Annotated in this window: 12 protein-coding genes and 2 pseudogenes; 8 read left to right on the top strand and 6 right to left on the bottom strand. The window is 71.7% G+C overall.

Annotated elements, in window-relative coordinates:
* Positions 1 to 416, top strand: a pseudogene (locus ACZ50K_RS27590) (IS701 family transposase); the annotation flags it as partial.
* Between the two features lie 177 nt (positions 417 to 593).
* Here the strand turns inward: ACZ50K_RS27590 and ACZ50K_RS27595 are convergent.
* Positions 594 to 1,166, bottom strand: a complete 573-nt coding sequence (locus ACZ50K_RS27595) for a dihydrofolate reductase family protein (protein WP_468907859.1) — start codon at positions 1,164 to 1,166, stop codon at positions 594 to 596.
* A 140-nt stretch (positions 1,167 to 1,306) separates the two neighbouring features.
* On the opposite strand from ACZ50K_RS27595, the gene ACZ50K_RS27600 reads away from it, so the two are divergent.
* Positions 1,307 to 1,489, top strand: a complete 183-nt coding sequence (locus ACZ50K_RS27600) for a hypothetical protein (protein ID WP_468907861.1) — start codon at positions 1,307 to 1,309, stop codon at positions 1,487 to 1,489.
* Between the two features lie 144 nt (positions 1,490 to 1,633).
* On the opposite strand, the gene ACZ50K_RS27605 is transcribed toward ACZ50K_RS27600, so the two are convergent.
* Positions 1,634 to 2,764, bottom strand: coding sequence for a GDSL-type esterase/lipase family protein (locus tag ACZ50K_RS27605; protein WP_468907862.1), 1,131 nt, complete (start codon positions 2,762 to 2,764; stop codon positions 1,634 to 1,636).
* Between the two features lie 161 nt (positions 2,765 to 2,925).
* On the opposite strand from ACZ50K_RS27605, the gene ACZ50K_RS27610 reads away from it, so the two are divergent.
* Positions 2,926 to 3,417 (top strand): MarR family winged helix-turn-helix transcriptional regulator, encoded by a 492-nt coding sequence (locus tag ACZ50K_RS27610; protein WP_468907864.1) that lies wholly within the window; start codon positions 2,926 to 2,928, stop codon positions 3,415 to 3,417.
* 115 nt (positions 3,418 to 3,532) lie between these two features.
* Here the strand turns inward: ACZ50K_RS27610 and ACZ50K_RS27615 are convergent, their stop codons facing one another.
* From ACZ50K_RS27615 to ACZ50K_RS27625, 3 genes are all read right to left on the bottom strand, one after another.
* Positions 3,533 to 5,242 (bottom strand): hypothetical protein, encoded by a 1,710-nt coding sequence (locus tag ACZ50K_RS27615; RefSeq protein ID WP_468907866.1) that lies wholly within the window; start codon positions 5,240 to 5,242, stop codon positions 3,533 to 3,535.
* Between the two features lie 149 nt (positions 5,243 to 5,391).
* Positions 5,392 to 5,958, bottom strand: a complete 567-nt coding sequence (locus ACZ50K_RS27620; RefSeq protein WP_468907868.1) for a hypothetical protein — start codon at positions 5,956 to 5,958, stop codon at positions 5,392 to 5,394.
* A 233-nt stretch (positions 5,959 to 6,191) separates the two neighbouring features.
* Positions 6,192 to 6,845: a phosphotransferase gene (locus ACZ50K_RS27625; RefSeq protein ID WP_468907870.1), complete on the bottom strand. Its 654-nt coding sequence runs from the start codon at positions 6,843 to 6,845 to the stop codon at positions 6,192 to 6,194.
* Positions 6,846 to 7,083: 238 nt separating this feature from the next.
* Between ACZ50K_RS27625 and ACZ50K_RS27630 the strand changes: the two genes are divergently transcribed.
* The 5 genes and pseudogenes from ACZ50K_RS27630 (at position 7,084) to ACZ50K_RS27650 (ending at position 13,822) form a co-directional block, all read left to right on the top strand.
* Positions 7,084 to 9,069, top strand: a complete 1,986-nt coding sequence (locus ACZ50K_RS27630; protein WP_468907871.1) for an FG-GAP-like repeat-containing protein — start codon at positions 7,084 to 7,086, stop codon at positions 9,067 to 9,069.
* A 350-nt stretch (positions 9,070 to 9,419) separates the two neighbouring features.
* Positions 9,420 to 10,256, top strand: a complete 837-nt coding sequence (locus ACZ50K_RS27635; RefSeq protein WP_468907872.1) for a hypothetical protein — start codon at positions 9,420 to 9,422, stop codon at positions 10,254 to 10,256.
* A 161-nt stretch (positions 10,257 to 10,417) separates the two neighbouring features.
* Entirely contained in the window at positions 10,418 to 10,807 is a 390-nt protein-coding gene (locus ACZ50K_RS27640; RefSeq protein WP_468907873.1) for a VOC family protein, read from the top strand.
* 285 nt (positions 10,808 to 11,092) lie between these two features.
* Positions 11,093 to 11,224: pseudogene (locus ACZ50K_RS27645) on the top strand (hypothetical protein); the annotation flags it as partial.
* Positions 11,225 to 13,132: 1,908 nt separating this feature from the next.
* Entirely contained in the window at positions 13,133 to 13,822 is a 690-nt protein-coding gene (locus tag ACZ50K_RS27650; protein WP_468907874.1) for a phosphodiester glycosidase family protein, read from the top strand.
* 43 nt (positions 13,823 to 13,865) lie between these two features.
* On the opposite strand, the gene ACZ50K_RS27655 is transcribed toward ACZ50K_RS27650, so the two are convergent.
* On the bottom strand, positions 13,866 to 15,041 hold the full coding sequence (locus ACZ50K_RS27655) for a serine hydrolase domain-containing protein (RefSeq protein ID WP_468907875.1): 1,176 nt from the start codon (positions 15,039 to 15,041) through the stop codon (positions 13,866 to 13,868).
* Between the last annotated feature and the right edge of the window lie 98 nt (positions 15,042 to 15,139).

Consider the following 15,139-nt stretch of genomic DNA (forward strand, 5'->3'; position numbering starts at 1 on the left):
CTGTCTGGGAGTTCGACGGTGACGAGCCCACCCGCCAGCGATGGATGCTTGCCCGCCGCAGCATCACCAAGCCGGACGAGCTCGCCTACTTCCTGCCTTCGGCACCCCTGCAGGCCACCCTCGCCGACCTCGTGCTGGTCGCTGGCTGCCGCTGGAAGATCGAGCAGTGCTTCCAGAGCGCGAAGAACGACTGCGGCCTCGACCAGTACGAAGTCCGCCGCTACACCGGCTGGCACCGGCACGTCACCCTTGCCATGCTGGCCCACGCGTTCCTGGCCGTCACCGCCGCCCACGCGAGGGAAAAGGGGGACGAGAGCGGGACACACCCGACCTCGTGGACCTCACACCAGCCGAGATTCGCCGTCTGCTGGCAGCTGCCCACCGACATCCTGCTGCACGGGGCGACCACTCGATGAACTGGTCACGATGGCGCCGCCGACACCAAGCCAGAGCACGCCGATGTCATTACACACGGCGCGGGCACTCGTTCGCGGGACGGGCCTCGCGAACCCGTCCCGCACCCGGCACCACCCCGCTACACTCCCCACACCCAAGCCGTTGACCAGGCAAAGCATCAAAGTCCGGCTGGAGTACTAGTGGATGACCTCGAAGACGTTCAGCTGCAGGCCGTTGTCGTACGCCGCGTGCTCGACGAGCTTCAGCTTCTGTGCGTCCTTGTCCGTGGCGCTGAAGAGACGCTTGCCCGCACCGAGCAGCAGCGGGAAGACGAGCAGGTGGTACCGGTCGATCAGGCCGGCGTCGGAGAGCGCCCGGTTCAGAGCGGCGCTGCCGTGCATGATGATCGGCCCGCCCTCGGTCTCCTTGAGCGCGGCGACCTCGTCAAGGGTGCGCAGGATGGTGGTGTCGCCCCAGTCCGACACGAGGTCGTCCTCGGTGAGGGTGGTGGAGACGACGTACTTGGGCATCGCCTTGTAGTCGGCGAAGTCCTCCATGCCGGGCCATACGGGGCTGAAGGCCTCGTAGCTGGTCCGGCCGAGCAGCATCGAGGAGACTCCCTTCTGCTCCCGGCCCTTGATCTCGAAGGCCTCGGGCAGGAACTCGATGTCCTTGAAGGTCCAGCCGGAGTTCCGGTAGCCGGGCTCTCCGCCGGGGGCCTCCACGACACCGTCGAGGGAGATGAAGGCGGAGCTGATGATTTCGCGCATGAGATGAATCCCCCTTGATGCGGGGCACACCGTGCCCCTTGTGTACGGTGTCCACATTCGGGCGGCACGGCCATCCGCACCCCCGGGTTGATCTTGCAGCAGCTTAGGCGGGATAAGTGGACGCCGTCTGCATTGGGGGCGTGACGACACCGGCCACCAGCCAACCCAAGCGCACCACCTACCGCCACGTTGACCTGCGCAACGCGCTGGTCAACGCCGGCATCGAAATCGCGCGACAGGGCGGCCCGGAGGCCGTGGCACTGCGCGCCGCAACCCGCGAAGCGGGCGTCGCGCCACGGGTCCCGGCCGCCGGGTCCGCATGACTCCTGTTGCGCTGATGATCCGAGGGATGGTGCCATCGGGCCCGGAGGCGCGGACCGAACACCTGGGTCGCGCACCGCGGCCGCTCCCCTCGCTGTTGTTGACCGCGGCGCCCTGGCGCCGCAGCGGGGGTCCGGGTGTGGCGGTCACAGGCGCAGGGTGGCGAGGTCGATGGCGGCGGCCATGGCCTGCGCGCCCGCGTCGTTGAGGTGGAGGTGGTCCCCGCTGTCGAGGTCGGCGCGGATGTGTTCGGGGGCGTGGGGGTCCTGGACGGCCTCGGCGATGTCGGCCACGGCGTCGAAGACGGTGGAGGTGCGGATCCAGTCGTTGACTTCGCGGCGCACCACACGGCCCTCGGGGGTGTCGATGCCGGGGTAGATCGTGCCGGCGTAGGGGCCCATCGTCATGCCGATCGTCGCGAGTCCGGCGGATCGTGCGCGTCCTGCGAGCTCGGTGAAGCCGGCGATGAGTTCTGCCGCGCCGGCCGGGGGGCGGCCGCTCATCCCGGGCAGTCCGATGTCGTTGAGGCCGAAGTGGATGAGCACATGGGTCGCGCCCGGCACCTGGAGGACGTCCCGCTCGAAGCGGTCCAGGCCGCGCGGACCGACCTCGTCGGTCAGCAGGCGGTTGCCGCCGATCCCCTGGTTGACGACCCAGCCGCGGTCCAGGCGCCGGTTCAGCTGGTCGGGGAACCGCAGGTTGGCTCCGGGCGTGGTTCCCACACCTTCGAACCAGGAGTCACCGAAGGCGACGGCGATCGCGGTGCCTTGGGGTGCCAGCACATCGACGCCGGTGACGTAGTAGCGGCCGTCGATCTCCTCGGCTTGGGAGAAGTCCTCCGAGAGCGCGGGCCCGGGCAGGAGGTAGGCGTTCTGCGAGGGGGTGTGGGCGTAGGTCGCCGGGCCGGTGTCTCCCGGCAGGTGCAGGGTGAGCGCCAGGTCGCTCCCGGCGGTCACGGCCAGGGGGACGGGGTCGCTGTGGATCCGCTCGCCGACGGGGATGACCGTCTCGCTCGCCCCATCGAACCGCAGCACGTGTTCGGTGGCGGTGTCGATGGCGGTGCCGTGGCCGCGGAGGGCGATGGTGGCGGCGGCGACGGACAGGGGCTCCTTGCCGTACTCGTTGCTGAGGATGACGCGCAGCGCCTCTCCCGACCCGTCCAGGTGGAGGATCTGTCGCAGTGTCTGGTCATGGAACCCCCGGGAGGGCTTCAGCTGGATGTCCTCGTAGGGGCTGAGGACTGCGGAACGGAAGGCTGCGACCCAGGTGGTGGTCATGAGCGGACTCCTCGTCAGTTCGCGGACGGCGCGGCCGGCCCGGGCGGGCAGCGACCAATTTACTTGCCATGAGGAATATCCTCACGACAGACACTTTCTATCCAGGTTTATTCCTCACGTCAACTATCCGCACAGCAACCATCTGTGGCTAGGATGGCCCCATGAGCCCCGACGCCCACGACGACCCCCGCCTGACCCTGACCGGCCTCTTCTTCGAGACCCATGACGGGCTGGCCGCCCGCCTGGCCCCCACCCTGGAGAAGTCCGGCCTCTCCTCCCTCGACTTCAGCACCCTGATGCGGCTGAACCACTCCCCCGACGGCCGGCTGCGGATGAGCGACCTGGCCGCCCAGCTCCTTCTGTCCACCAGCGGAGTCACCCGCGTCGTGGACCGCCTCCAGCGCGGAGGGCTCGTACACCGCGAAGCAAGCCCCCAGGACCGGCGCAGCACCTACGCCGTCATCACCCCCGAAGGCAGGCAACGGCTGCGCACGGTCCTGCCCGACCACATCGCCGGCATCGAACGCTGGTTCACCGGCCTCTTCACCCCGCCGCAGCTCGCCGACCTGGAAGCCCACCTGCGGACACTGCGGGCCTCCGTCCACCCCGACGCCGCAAGAACCTCCGCCCCAGACCCCACCGGCACCCCCTGAGCCAACGGCCGCGCCACAGCATCCGTGCCAGTGACGATGACGGACGCGGGGTCACCGCTGCCCGAAACGTTGGCCGTGAACGCGTCGGGGGTCCAGGTCCAGAGTGCTGCGGGGCCTACGAGGGCGAGGGCCCCCACCAGGGCCACCGAGGACACGGCACCGAGGGCACGGCACCGAGCAGGCACCACAGGACGGTGAGGGTGAGGGTGAGGGTGAGGCGCCGCCGGCCTGCCCCAGTGGACGCATGTCGTCCAGTGCGGCGGTCCGGCCGGTCACGTCCGGGCAGTCGGCGTCGACGCAGTCGGTGACCTCGAAGGTCGCCGACTGCGGTATGCCCGAGGTCTGCTGGAGCAGGTGGCGGACCGTGACCCGGCCGCCATGGTCGGGGCCGCCGAAGCGGAGGTCCGGGAGGTGGTCGACCACCCGGTCGTCGGCCGGCCGCGCCCTCGACGCGCCCGCCCTCGCCGAGGTCGACACCGAGAGCGCCCGGCAGCTGCGCGAGGACATCGCCCGCGCCGTCCACAACGGCAAGGAATGCGCGGAGATCGACGAACACCTGGACCCGCAGTCCGCCGCCGTACGGCATGCCGTACGGCGCACCCCGGCCTTCTCCGCCGTGCGGCCCGGTTCCGCCCCACGGCCGACCGCCCCGCTGCATACCCCCGGGGACGGGCCCGCCGTATTCGAAACACCGCGAGACGGGCCCGGGGAGCAACCGCCCTCCGGGCGCCACCGCCAGGGACAGCGCGGTGACGGCGACGCCGTCGACGGCGAGCTCGGTGTGCCATCGCATCGCGCCGGTCGCCGCGTCCAGGGCGGTCAGGTCGTACGTCGTGAGCTGCTGCGGGCCACCGCCACGGCCGGTCAGCGGCCGCAGGATCATCCGGTCGCCGCCCCCGGCGACGAGCACCGGGACCGTGTCGGGGCTCACCCTCTCCCGTACCTCCCCCGTGTCGAGCGCGATCCGGGCCACCCGGGGCGCCGACGGGCCACCGCGGCCGCGGCGTTCGGCGTTGGCCCATACGGACGTCCCGTCGGAGGCCGACAGCAGTTGGCGGCCGCCCTCCTCGTCGGTCACCGCCCACTGCCGTTCCCCGGACGGCAGCCACGACTCCGCGAGCACTCCGTCCAGGGCGGCCAGCACGCGCCCGTCCGGCAGGCCTTCGACGGCCCACACCCGGCGGCGCACCGCCCACGGCGGCCCGCCGGCCGCCTCCGCGAGCTCCGCCGGGATCCGGCGGGCCCGCGCCGAGCGGTCCGACCGCTCGAAGGGCTCCGCGGGCACGTCCGTCTCCCCGGAGCGGACCGCCCGGTGCCCCACCGCCGCCCAGTCCGCGCGCGTCACCACGACGGCATGTCCCTGCCGGTGGGCCAGCGGGTCCACGAAGTCGTTGTGCGGAGCCAGGACCAGGCGCAGGCCGTTCTCGCCGAGCCACTCCACGCCGAGCACCTCGCGCGGGTACTCCAGGGCGGAGACCACCGCGCCCGAATCCAGCTGGACCAGCAGGAGTTCGCCCTCGAAGGCGTAGCCGCCGTCGTAGCGGCCCGTCCCCACCGCCAGCAGGGGCAGCACGGGGTGGAAGGCCAGCGCGCGCACCGGGTACCGGGACCGCACCAGCCGGCGGCACCGCAGCCCGTCCCGGGTGTAGACGCCGATCCGGTACCCCGACCAGCCGCTGTCCGCGGTACCGCTGCCGCTCCACTGCATCCGCCCCAGGTCCCCGCCGACCGCGAGCAGCCCTGAGCGGTCGTCGTCGACGGCCAGCTCCGGTTCCCCGATCTCGGTGAACGGCCGGCCTCCGAGCGCACGTCGGACGAACGGCACGGGCGGTGCGGGCGGTGCGGGCGGTGCGGGCGGTGCGGCGGTCGTACGGGTTCCCTCCCGGGGCGGTGGCGCGGTGACACCCCGTGGTGCTGCCGGGGCGCCGGGGCCCACCAGCGGAATACCTGACCAGGCGGGCCGTGTGGCGGTTGTCAGTCGGCCTTGAGTGCCGGGGTGATCTCCGCACGGGTCTTCTCGTCTCCGACGACGAAGGTCCAAGCAGCTCGGGCTCCTGCCTTGGGTACCACCGAGAGCTGACCGCGGACCTGCGGCAACTGCGCCGACCCGTCGCGGTCGGCGCTGTACTCGATCACCATGGCGTGGGGACTGCAGGCCACCGAGGCCCAACTCCCGGAACCGCCGGAGCCGGACGCCGTGTTGTAGGGGCCGGCGGGGAATTCCTCGTGTCCCTCGCCCTTCTTGGGCCACTGGGCGAGGAGATGGCTCGGGGACTTCCGGGACCCGGTGCCGCTGACGGTCGCCAGGCCGCAGGCGCCCTCGCCGGTGTACACGAGCAGCCGGGTCCCACCGCTGGTCGCCTCGCCCACGATCTTGGGCGAGCTGCCCGCCAGCGAGTCACCCAGGTCTGCCAGGGGATCCCCCTCGACAGCCAAAGAGGGCAGCGCGGCGAGCCGGGCCGCGGGCTCGCCCCCCGAGGGGCCCTCGCCGGCGCTGTCGCAGCCGAGGAGGGCAAGGGAGAGCACGACTCCGAGAGCCACGGGACGGACCATTCTCACGGATCCGCACACCTCATTTCATGCAGGGGAAGGCTTGGCCGCGGCGATGAAGACCGTCTCCACCTCCTACCGGTTGCGTCCCGTGGCGGCGGCGCAGCCGGTGACCCGACTGTTGCACGGCATCCGAGGCTTCCCTACCCGCCGACGCCGCATGACGTTCCCGACCCGGCCCCGGTCGGTGTCGGTCCCCGAGGGGGCCCGCCCCCGACCGTGCCTCAGGTGTGGCGTCGCCGGAGGGCGGACACCAGGCCCTTCTCCTCCTCCGTCAGGTGCGGGTCCGCCAGTCGCCGCCGTATGGCGGCCGGCATGCCGGCATGCCGGTCGCTCCCGCAGGTGCGGGCCATCGCACGCAGGAAGACCCTGATCAGGCCGCGCTCGTGGGGGCGTAGCACGAGGCCGCGGAGGATGACGGTGGTCATGGCGGGGTCGAGTTCGGGTGGGCCGGTGCGGCAGGTGGTCCAGTCGATGACCCGTGGCCCGCGGTCGGTGAGGATCACGTTTTCCGGATGGAGGTCCAGGTGCAGGACCCGGGGGTTGTCCCCGGCGCCTGGGAGTTCGGGGAGCCAGCCGGGGTCCGGGAGGGCGTGCAGGTCGTCGTGGAGGCGGCCGAGCATCGCTCCGTAGGCCGGTGCCCGCCACGGCCGGTGGCGCAGCGCCTGGCTCATGGTCGGTCCGTGCAGCCGTTCCATGACCAGGTCCGCGCCGTGCGCCTCGTACACCTGGGGCACCGGGTAACCCTGTCCGGCCAGCCAGGCCAGCAGCCGTGCCTCCTCCCCCGCCGGCTCCCGTCCGTCCCGGAACCTGCGCAGCACCCGGGCTCCGTCCAAGGCGAACACCTCGGCCTCGCGACCCTGCCCTATCCGCTGCATCCCGCACCCCCGCCGTCTGCCGTCCGTCCCGACCCATGATCGCCGACCCCGGCGCGGCGGAGGTGGCTGCTGCCAAGGATCTTGAATGTTCTAATGATCGACGGCCCCGCAGCGGTCGGCCGTCACCCGCGCCAGAGGTGTGCCGCGATGGACGATCCGGTCGGCGAGGGCCCGTTCCTCCGCACCCCCGCCGAGGGGTGCGTTTTCTCGTTCGACGGCAAGGGATGTGAAGAGCTGGATGAAGAGACCTTCCATAGCCATGGGCTCGGCCGTGCTGTGCCTGGCCCTGCTCGGCCTGTCCACGGGCACCGGGAGTGCGACCGGTACGCCCGGGCAACCGGCGGTCGCCGGGCAACCGGCGGTCGCGGCCAAGGCGTTCGACGGCACGGCAGACGCCCCGACCAGTAGAGCGGCCGGACCGGGCAGGGGTGCCCGCCACGACTACAACGATGACGGCCGCAGCGATATGGCCGCCTGGTACGACTACGCGGACGGTCACGACGCCGTACGCACCTTCCTCACGGAGCCGAACGGCGCCTTCGCCACGCCCGGCGTGGGCTGGGAGACCGCCCCGGGCAACTACTGGGTCGAGAACATGAAGCGCCTCACCGGCGACTTCAACGGGGACGGCGTGGGCGACCTCGCGGCCTTCTACGGCTACGAGAACGGCCGGGTCACCCTGCTGACCTGGATCGGCCGCGGAAACGGCACCTTCGCGGACCCCCTCCACACCTGGACCGCGGAGCCGGGCACATGGAACTTCGACGCGATGACCGCCCAGGCCGGCGACTTCAACGGAGACGGCCGTGACGACGTCGCCGTCTGGTACGCCTACGGGGACGGCCGCGACAGGCTCTTCACCATGCTGGCCGGCCCGGACGGCGGCTTCGGCGGGCACTTCTACTCCTTCGAGCGGGCCGCCGCCGACGGCTGGAGCGTCAACCGGATGAAGTTCGCCACCGGCGACTTCAACGGGGACGGCCGCGACGACCTCGCGGCCCTGTACGGCTACCGGGACGGCAGTGTGAAACTGCTGTACTGGGCCGGGCAGACCAACGGCGGCTTCGCCGAGCCCGTGCACGGCTGGGAGTCCCCCAGCTGGACGTTCCGGCAGGCGAGTCTGCACGCCGGAGACTTCGACGGTGACGGCCGTGACGAACTGGCGGCCTGGTACGACTACGCCGACGGGCACGACGCGGTGATCGGCTTCCATCTCGGTGCGGACGGGAAGTTCGGCGGCCGGCAGGACATGCTGGAGATCCCGACAGGCTCCTACGACCGCTCGCGCATGAAGATCGTCACCGGCGACTTCAACGGAGACGGCCGCGACGACCTGGCCACCCTCTACGGCTACACCGACGGACGGGTGAAGACGATCACCTTCACCGCCAAGCCCGACGGCGCCCTCAACACCGCACTGCACAGCTGGGAGTCCGAGCCCGGCAACTGGACCTTCAGCCAGGTCCACATGCTGGAGGGCTACACCAGCCCCACGTTGCTGCCCTACTGCCCCGCGGTGTTCGCACACGGCGGGTACCCCCTCACGCAGGCGGAAGGCTGGAAGGTCGACCAGATCCGCGCACCGAACACCCCCAGGGGCCTCGCCCAGGAGAAGAGCTGGGGCGCGGCCGGGGTGGAGGCCGATCTGCGGCTGACCAAGAACGGCACCAAGGCCGTGATGTGGCACAACGCCAGCACCAACGGGCTCAGCGGCCCGTCCGGCACCATCTCGGAGCTGACGTGGGCCAGCGGGACGAACCCGCTCAAGGGGCGCACCATCACCCGCGGCCCTTACCAGGGCGAGACCGTGTACACGTTCCGCGAGTGGCTCGACAGCGCCAAGTCCCTCGGCATGCCCGTGCTGGTGGAGGTGAAGGGGGAGACCTCGGAGTTCCTCCGTCACAGCGACCCGACCATCCGGGAGACGGCCTGGAACGAGGTGCTCGCACCGATCACGGAGCGCATCGCCTCCCAGGAGATCATGGTCTACACGCACGACAAGGACCTGGCTCCGGTGCTCAAGAGCCGCATCACCGCCGCGGGCCTCTCCGCGGCCCTGGACGGCGCCCCCGACTGGTACGACGTCGTCGACTGGAAGGAGCCGCCCCCGCCGGCCTCCGGGAACTACGCGTCCTGGCAGCGGGCCCTGGACGCCGATGCGACCCGGCTGGCCACCTCGTGGACCAAGGGCATGACCGACTGGATGGACGGACGCTGCGTCTGACCGGCTGAACGGGCCCCGGGGTGAGGCACATTTCTACGCCCCACCCCGCGGCCCGGCACCTTTCCCCGGCCGGCAGCTCATTCGCGACCCGTATCCTGCGGTGCCGGGAACGGCACGCGCCTCCGGGCTCGTGTGCAGGTGTGAGCGGTGTGAGCGGTGTGAGCGGTGTGAGCGGTGTGAGCGGGGGCAGTGTGTCCGTCTCCCGGACCGTGTTCGGGGTGTGGCGGTACGGTGACCGGCATGGGGAGTCCCGTCAGTGATACGCGCCGACCGCAGACGGCCAAGCCGCCGGCCCGGCCGGATCCGCAGAAGCCGACCCCGCTGCCCCCACCGCCACGGCCCCCGAAGTCGTGAGCGGCGGGATCGAACCCAGGGTCGGGGCGGCCGGCCTCCCGGCGGCCGCTCGTGAGGCGCTCGCGGGAAGGCTGGGCGGCCCGTTCACCGCGGAGGAGCAGGTGACCGGCCTCAGCTCCGGAGTCGCGGCCGTACTGACCGGACCCGACGGCCGACGGGCCTTCGTCAAGGGCCTCCCGGACAGCGCGGAGCGGCTGCCGGACCTGGAGGCCGAGGCCCGCCTGGGCCCCCATCTGCCCGCGTTCGCGCCCCGCCTGCTGTGGACCGAGCGGGCCGGCGGCTGGACCCTTCTGGGGTTCGAGCCCGTGGTGGCGGATCCGCCCTACGCCTGGTTCGACACCGGCAGCGAGCACCTGGAGCCGGCCGCCGCGGTCCTGCGCGAACTGAGCGGGGTGGCCGCCCCCCGTGGGGCCGGACTCCCCACCGTCTGGGACCGCTGGGGCAGATTCTGCGAACCCGCCCACCGAGACCTCCTGACCGGGGACCGTCTCGTCCACTGCGACCCGGGCGGCGCCAACTGGATGATGGAGGCGGACGGCCGCATGCGGCTGGTGGACTGGGGGTGGTCGGCCTGCGGCCCCGGATGGGTGTCCGCCGCCCTGTGGGGGTTCCGCATCGTCTACGAGGGCCCGCAGAGCCCCGAGGCCGCGGCCGCCTGGACCGCGACGATCCCCGCCTTCGCCACCGCCCCCCGGGAAGCGATCGCCGCACTCACCCGAGCCGAAGCCGCCGCCTGGCAAGCCGAGATCGACGAGCACGACGCCGAGGTGGAACCCATGCTCCGTGCCTCCCGGCAATGGGCCGACTACTGGACCCGGGCCGCACGGCGTTGAAACGCATCCCGGCGACTCCCCGGCCCCCTCGGGCTGTCTTCTCCCGGATCTTGCCGGGCCCGTGCCGAAGCGGCAAGATCCAACAGGAGGCGGCCCCGGTCGCATGGATGACGGCAGCCGCCCGCACCGATTGAACCGCTGTTCGCATGGGAAGGCGTCACATGTTTCTCGGTCTTCGGACAGTGGTGTATCCCGCCCCCGACCTCCCCGCCGCCAAGGCGTGGTGGACCTCGGTACTCGGCGTGGAACCGTACTTCGACGAGCCGTTCTACGTCGGGTTCAACGTCGGAGGCTACGAGCTGGCCCTCGGTCCGCACGCCAGCCCCTCCGACGGTCCGGTGACCTACTGGGGCGTCCCGGACGTCGACAAGGCCCTGGCGGAACTCGTCGCGGCCGGCGCGACGCCGCGCGAGGACGCCCGCGACGTCGGCGGCTCGATCCGCGTCGCTTCCGTCATCGAGCCCTCCGGCTCGATCCTCGGACTGATCGAGAACCCCCACTTCGCACTGCCCGACACGCCGCCGCCGATCAGCGAGGGGCCGGGCCGCTGACCCGGACCCGGGTGTAGGTGCGGCAGGTCATCCCCGAGGAGGAGGGGTCGTCGGTGCCCGACGGGTGACGTTCCTGTCGGAGGCAGAGGGAAAGATGGGGCTTTGGCCGCTTCTTGCTCCCGGGTCGGGGGCGCTCTGTCCGAAAGGCTGGTTCTTCGTGGTTGACCTGTCCGTGTTCCCGCTCCCGCTCCCACTCCCTAGGGCATTTACGACCAGGTCCTCGGCGCCAACGACCTCGACGCCGACGGTCGCGCCGACCTCCTGGCCAAGTCCCCCGACGGCAACCTGTACTACTACAAGGGCACCGGCAAGGCCACCGCCCCCTTCGCCGCCCGGGAACTCGCCGGCACCGGCTGGAACACCTACAACACCCTTGCCGCGCCCGGCGACCTCAACGGCGACGGGCGGGCGGACCTGATCGCCCGCGACGCCCAGGGCCAGGTGTGGCTGTTCAAGGCCACCGGCCTGCCCGGCATCAAGGCCTTCACCGGCCGCTCCTTCCTGGACAAGGGCTGGAGCAAGTACACGCAGATCAGCTAGTCGGCCCGGGCGGCCCGGACCGTACAGGGCAGCGGCCCGGTGGGCCGCCAGTCGGCCGGCGCCGGAGGGCGGCGGCGCACGTCCTCCGCCTTCTCGTCTCGGGGCAGGTGCGCGTGCGCGATCGCCAGCCTCGATCGGCCTCTCGAAGGTCAGCAGATGGGTCGCGTAGGCCAGGCGGGCAAGCTGGAGCAGCCCGTAGCGGCCGTCATGGGACTGCTCGGCCTCGGCGATGAGCTTTTCGAGCTCGGTCAGCAGGCCCGGGTCGTGCCGGCCGTTCGAGTGCGCGGCGCGGACGGCCGTCTCCCTGCCCTGGGCGATCAGGGAGCTCAGCTCGCCGAGGAAGGCCATGTGCCGGGGTGCCGGATCACCGCGCCACCACCACACCCAGTGGCGCCACGTCATGCCAGGTGAGGGTGCGGGCCCGCCCGGCACGGCCGACCACGGGGACGGGGCGTTTCGGTCCGGACGGGCCGAGGCCGGGGAACCACCCCGAGCCCTCAGGACCGAAGGGCGGTCAGCTCGTGGCCGCTGTCCCGCCTCGGGCTCGGACCCTCGGCGCTCGCCGCCCACTTCCGCTCTGGAGGCAGAAGGCGCCGCAGGCGGCGACACAGAGTTCCTGCTCCTGTGCATACCTGCTGGACATCACAGGGATCCGAAGCAGCCCCAGGAAGTCGGGGTCCGACTCGCGAAGGGCGGTGGGAGAGGTGGTAGTGGGCATGGGGATCTCCTCGGAACGGACAGAGGGAGGGGAAGTCGGGCTCCTCCATCTCACCAGCCTTCCTTGTCGGCCCCTTCCTACGAACGGACGACACCGGGGGACGACCCTCGCGGGAGCCGCGGAGGGGTGCGTTCGCGCAGACCGTGGCCGGCCGGGCAGTGGGGGCCCGTACGCCCTCAGGGTGGACAGCGGCGACGACTACGCAGGGCGCTATCCGGCCGAGGTTCCCCAGGCGGTTCAGGGCTTGCCGGAGGTCGTCGCGCGCGGGACCGAACTCGCGGGCGGCGACGTGGAAGGTCGAGCGGTCGCTGAGGGCCGTGGCCAGTGCTCGCGTTCCGGCTGCCGGATCGTGCCGCGCAAGCCACCCGCATCCGCCGCATCACGGCACGCGCCGTCGCACTGGGCGCGATAGCCGCCCTCTCCCCCGCCAGTGCCACGGCGACCGGCGGCGCGGTCCAGCCCGTGGCCGGACGCATGCCTCTGGGCCCTGAGACCCTCCAGGTCACGGCGAAGGCCTCGGAGCCGGTGCCGTATCCCGCCACCAGCACCCGCCCCGCCGGCACCGCCTGGTCGGTCGGCAACAGGGTGCACGCCGACGCCCTGGTCGCAAGACGGCACGGCGCGATGGTCACCGGACGGGTGGACGTGCGGGAGCTGCCGGCCGGTCCCGGCGTCGGCGCGGGTCTGCCGCGCCAGCACATGGTGCGCGTGGGTGAGTTCGGCCCGGGCGGGCTCGCCGAGGCGAGGGCGAAACTGACGAAACTGACGGAACTGACGGAACTGACGGAACTGACGGGCAAGGGCTTCACCGGGCGGACCGTGTACACGGCGCAGGACGGGAACGAGAGCACCGGCCCGTGGGAGGTGCGGGTGGTGCGGGTGGACCCGTCGGCCGCCGTCACCTTCAAGGCGGTCCACGGGAACGACGTCGCGACCCCGCAGACGGTACGGGAGATGGGTCAGGCCGCCGGCGCGCTGGCCGCCGTGAACGGCTCCGACTTCGACATCGACTCGACGAACAACCCGGCCTTCTCCGGGTACGGGGGTGACCTTCAGGGCGACGGGTCGTGGACGGCATCAACCGCGCCACCGGACGCAGCGTCGGCTGCGGAGGGGTCGGCGACGACGTCCGCCAGATCGGCAAGGACACCTTCGTCCCCGAACTCCGGCCGCTGCGCGACATCCTGTGCACCGATGCCGACGAGGTCGTCGTCTTCCGCCCGGAATGGGGCACCACGACTCCCCCGCCTCCCGCCGGTACGGCCGACAGCGTGGACGTCCTCATGGACGGGAACTGGGTCGTCCAGGCGGTCCACTCCCCCGGAGGCGGTCGCCCCGTCCCGCCCGGCGGCCGTGTGGTGCAGGGAATCGGCACCGGCGCCCAGTGGCTGCGAGCGCACGGCGCGGTCGGGAAGGCCTTCAAGCCGGGCACGAGCATCACCGACTCCCAGGGGGCGCCCGTCACCAGCCCCACCTTCTCCGCCGTGGCGGGCGGCGGGCCCGCCCTCCTCCGCAACGGCGAGATCAAGATCAATGCCGATGTCAACGGCCTTCTCAACCCCGACTCGGGCGTCGCCACCAACGCCATCGTCCAGCGCCACCCGCGCACCCTCGCGGGCGTCACCGCGACCGGCGAACTCCTCCTCGTCACGGTGGACGGACGCAGGCCCGACACCAGCATCGGCGTCACCCTCCACGAAGCCGCCGCCCCCGCCGAGCGCGAGGTCGGCAACGCGATCGTCGTCGTGCCCCGTTGACCTCGCGATGAAGCCGGAGGGTGTGCGCCTCGCCGGGGTGGCTTCAGGTGGTGCGGCACAGGGCGTGGTCGATGAGGTCGTTCAGTGCGTCTTCCTGACGGGCCGTGGTCTGCGGGTCGGCGGAGCGGCTGTGGGTGGAGACGGTGACGGTGCGGCGGCCGTCCGTGGTTGTCGCCGCTCGGATGACGTATCCGAAGCCGCTTCCGCCGTGGCCGAGGTAGCTGCCGCCGCAGGACAGGGGGGTGGCGAACAGGCCCAGGCCGTCCCGGGTGCCGCCCGGGTGGCCGGTGTTCTGCGGTACCGGCACGGTGTTCCGCATGGCGGCGAGTTCGGCGGGCTTCAGCAGCTTTCCGCTTGCCAGTGCGGCGAAGAAGCGGTTGAGGTCGCGGGCCGTGCCGGTCATCGATCCGTCGGCCCCGCTGTCGAAGGGACGGTAGGGGATGGTGGTGTCGACCAGCGGGCCGTTCGCGGTGAACTGCTGGTAGTTGGTCGTGTGCGGAGCCGGCAGGAAGGGGGAGGTGCCGGGAGTTTCGGTGTCCTGGAGGCCGAGCGGGCGCAGGATGCGGTGGTGGACCTGCTGTTCCCAGCTGCGGCCGGTGATCTTCTCGATGATCATTCCGGCGAGGAGGTAGTTCGTGTTGGAGTACGCCCAGCCGGAGCCGGCCGGGAAGGCGGGTTCATGGCGGACGGCAAGGTCCACCAGCTGTTCGGGCGTGTAGGCACGCCACCGGTTTGTGAGGTAGGTCCGGGCACTGGGGTCGGGGAAGACGTCGTGGATGTAGTCGGAGAGGCCGCTGGTGTGCTGCAGCAGGTTGCGGACGGTGATGGTGCGGCCGTCGTTGCCCGCGCCGGACACGACCCCGGGCAGCAACTGCTCCACCGTCTGGTCGAGGGATATGCGTTTCTCGCCCACCAGTTGCAGCATGACGGTGGCGACGAACGTCTTGGTGGTGCTGCCCAGACGCAGATGGGCGTCCTTCGGAACGGGGCGGCGCGTGGCCAGGTCCGCCACCCCGGAGCGGGCCGTGACCGTCCCGTCCGGGGTTTCCAGACGGACGGCCACCCCGGTGATCCCGGTGTCCCGCAGCGCGTCGGCGTCCCGCTGCACGGACCGGGCGGGGCCGGTTGGGCGTTCCACGGCCGAAGCCGTGACGGACGGCAGGGAGGACACGGCCAGCCCCAGCAGCGCGGCTGATATCCACAGACGACGAATGATCATGAACTCAGGCTAGGAACGGCGCCGGTGGCCGGCCATCCGGCGTCCGCCCCGATCGGAAGGGGTGCCAGCTGGATGGACACCACGGCGATCGCCCGGCA

Source organism: Streptomyces sp. NPDC033845 (assembly GCF_055576225.1).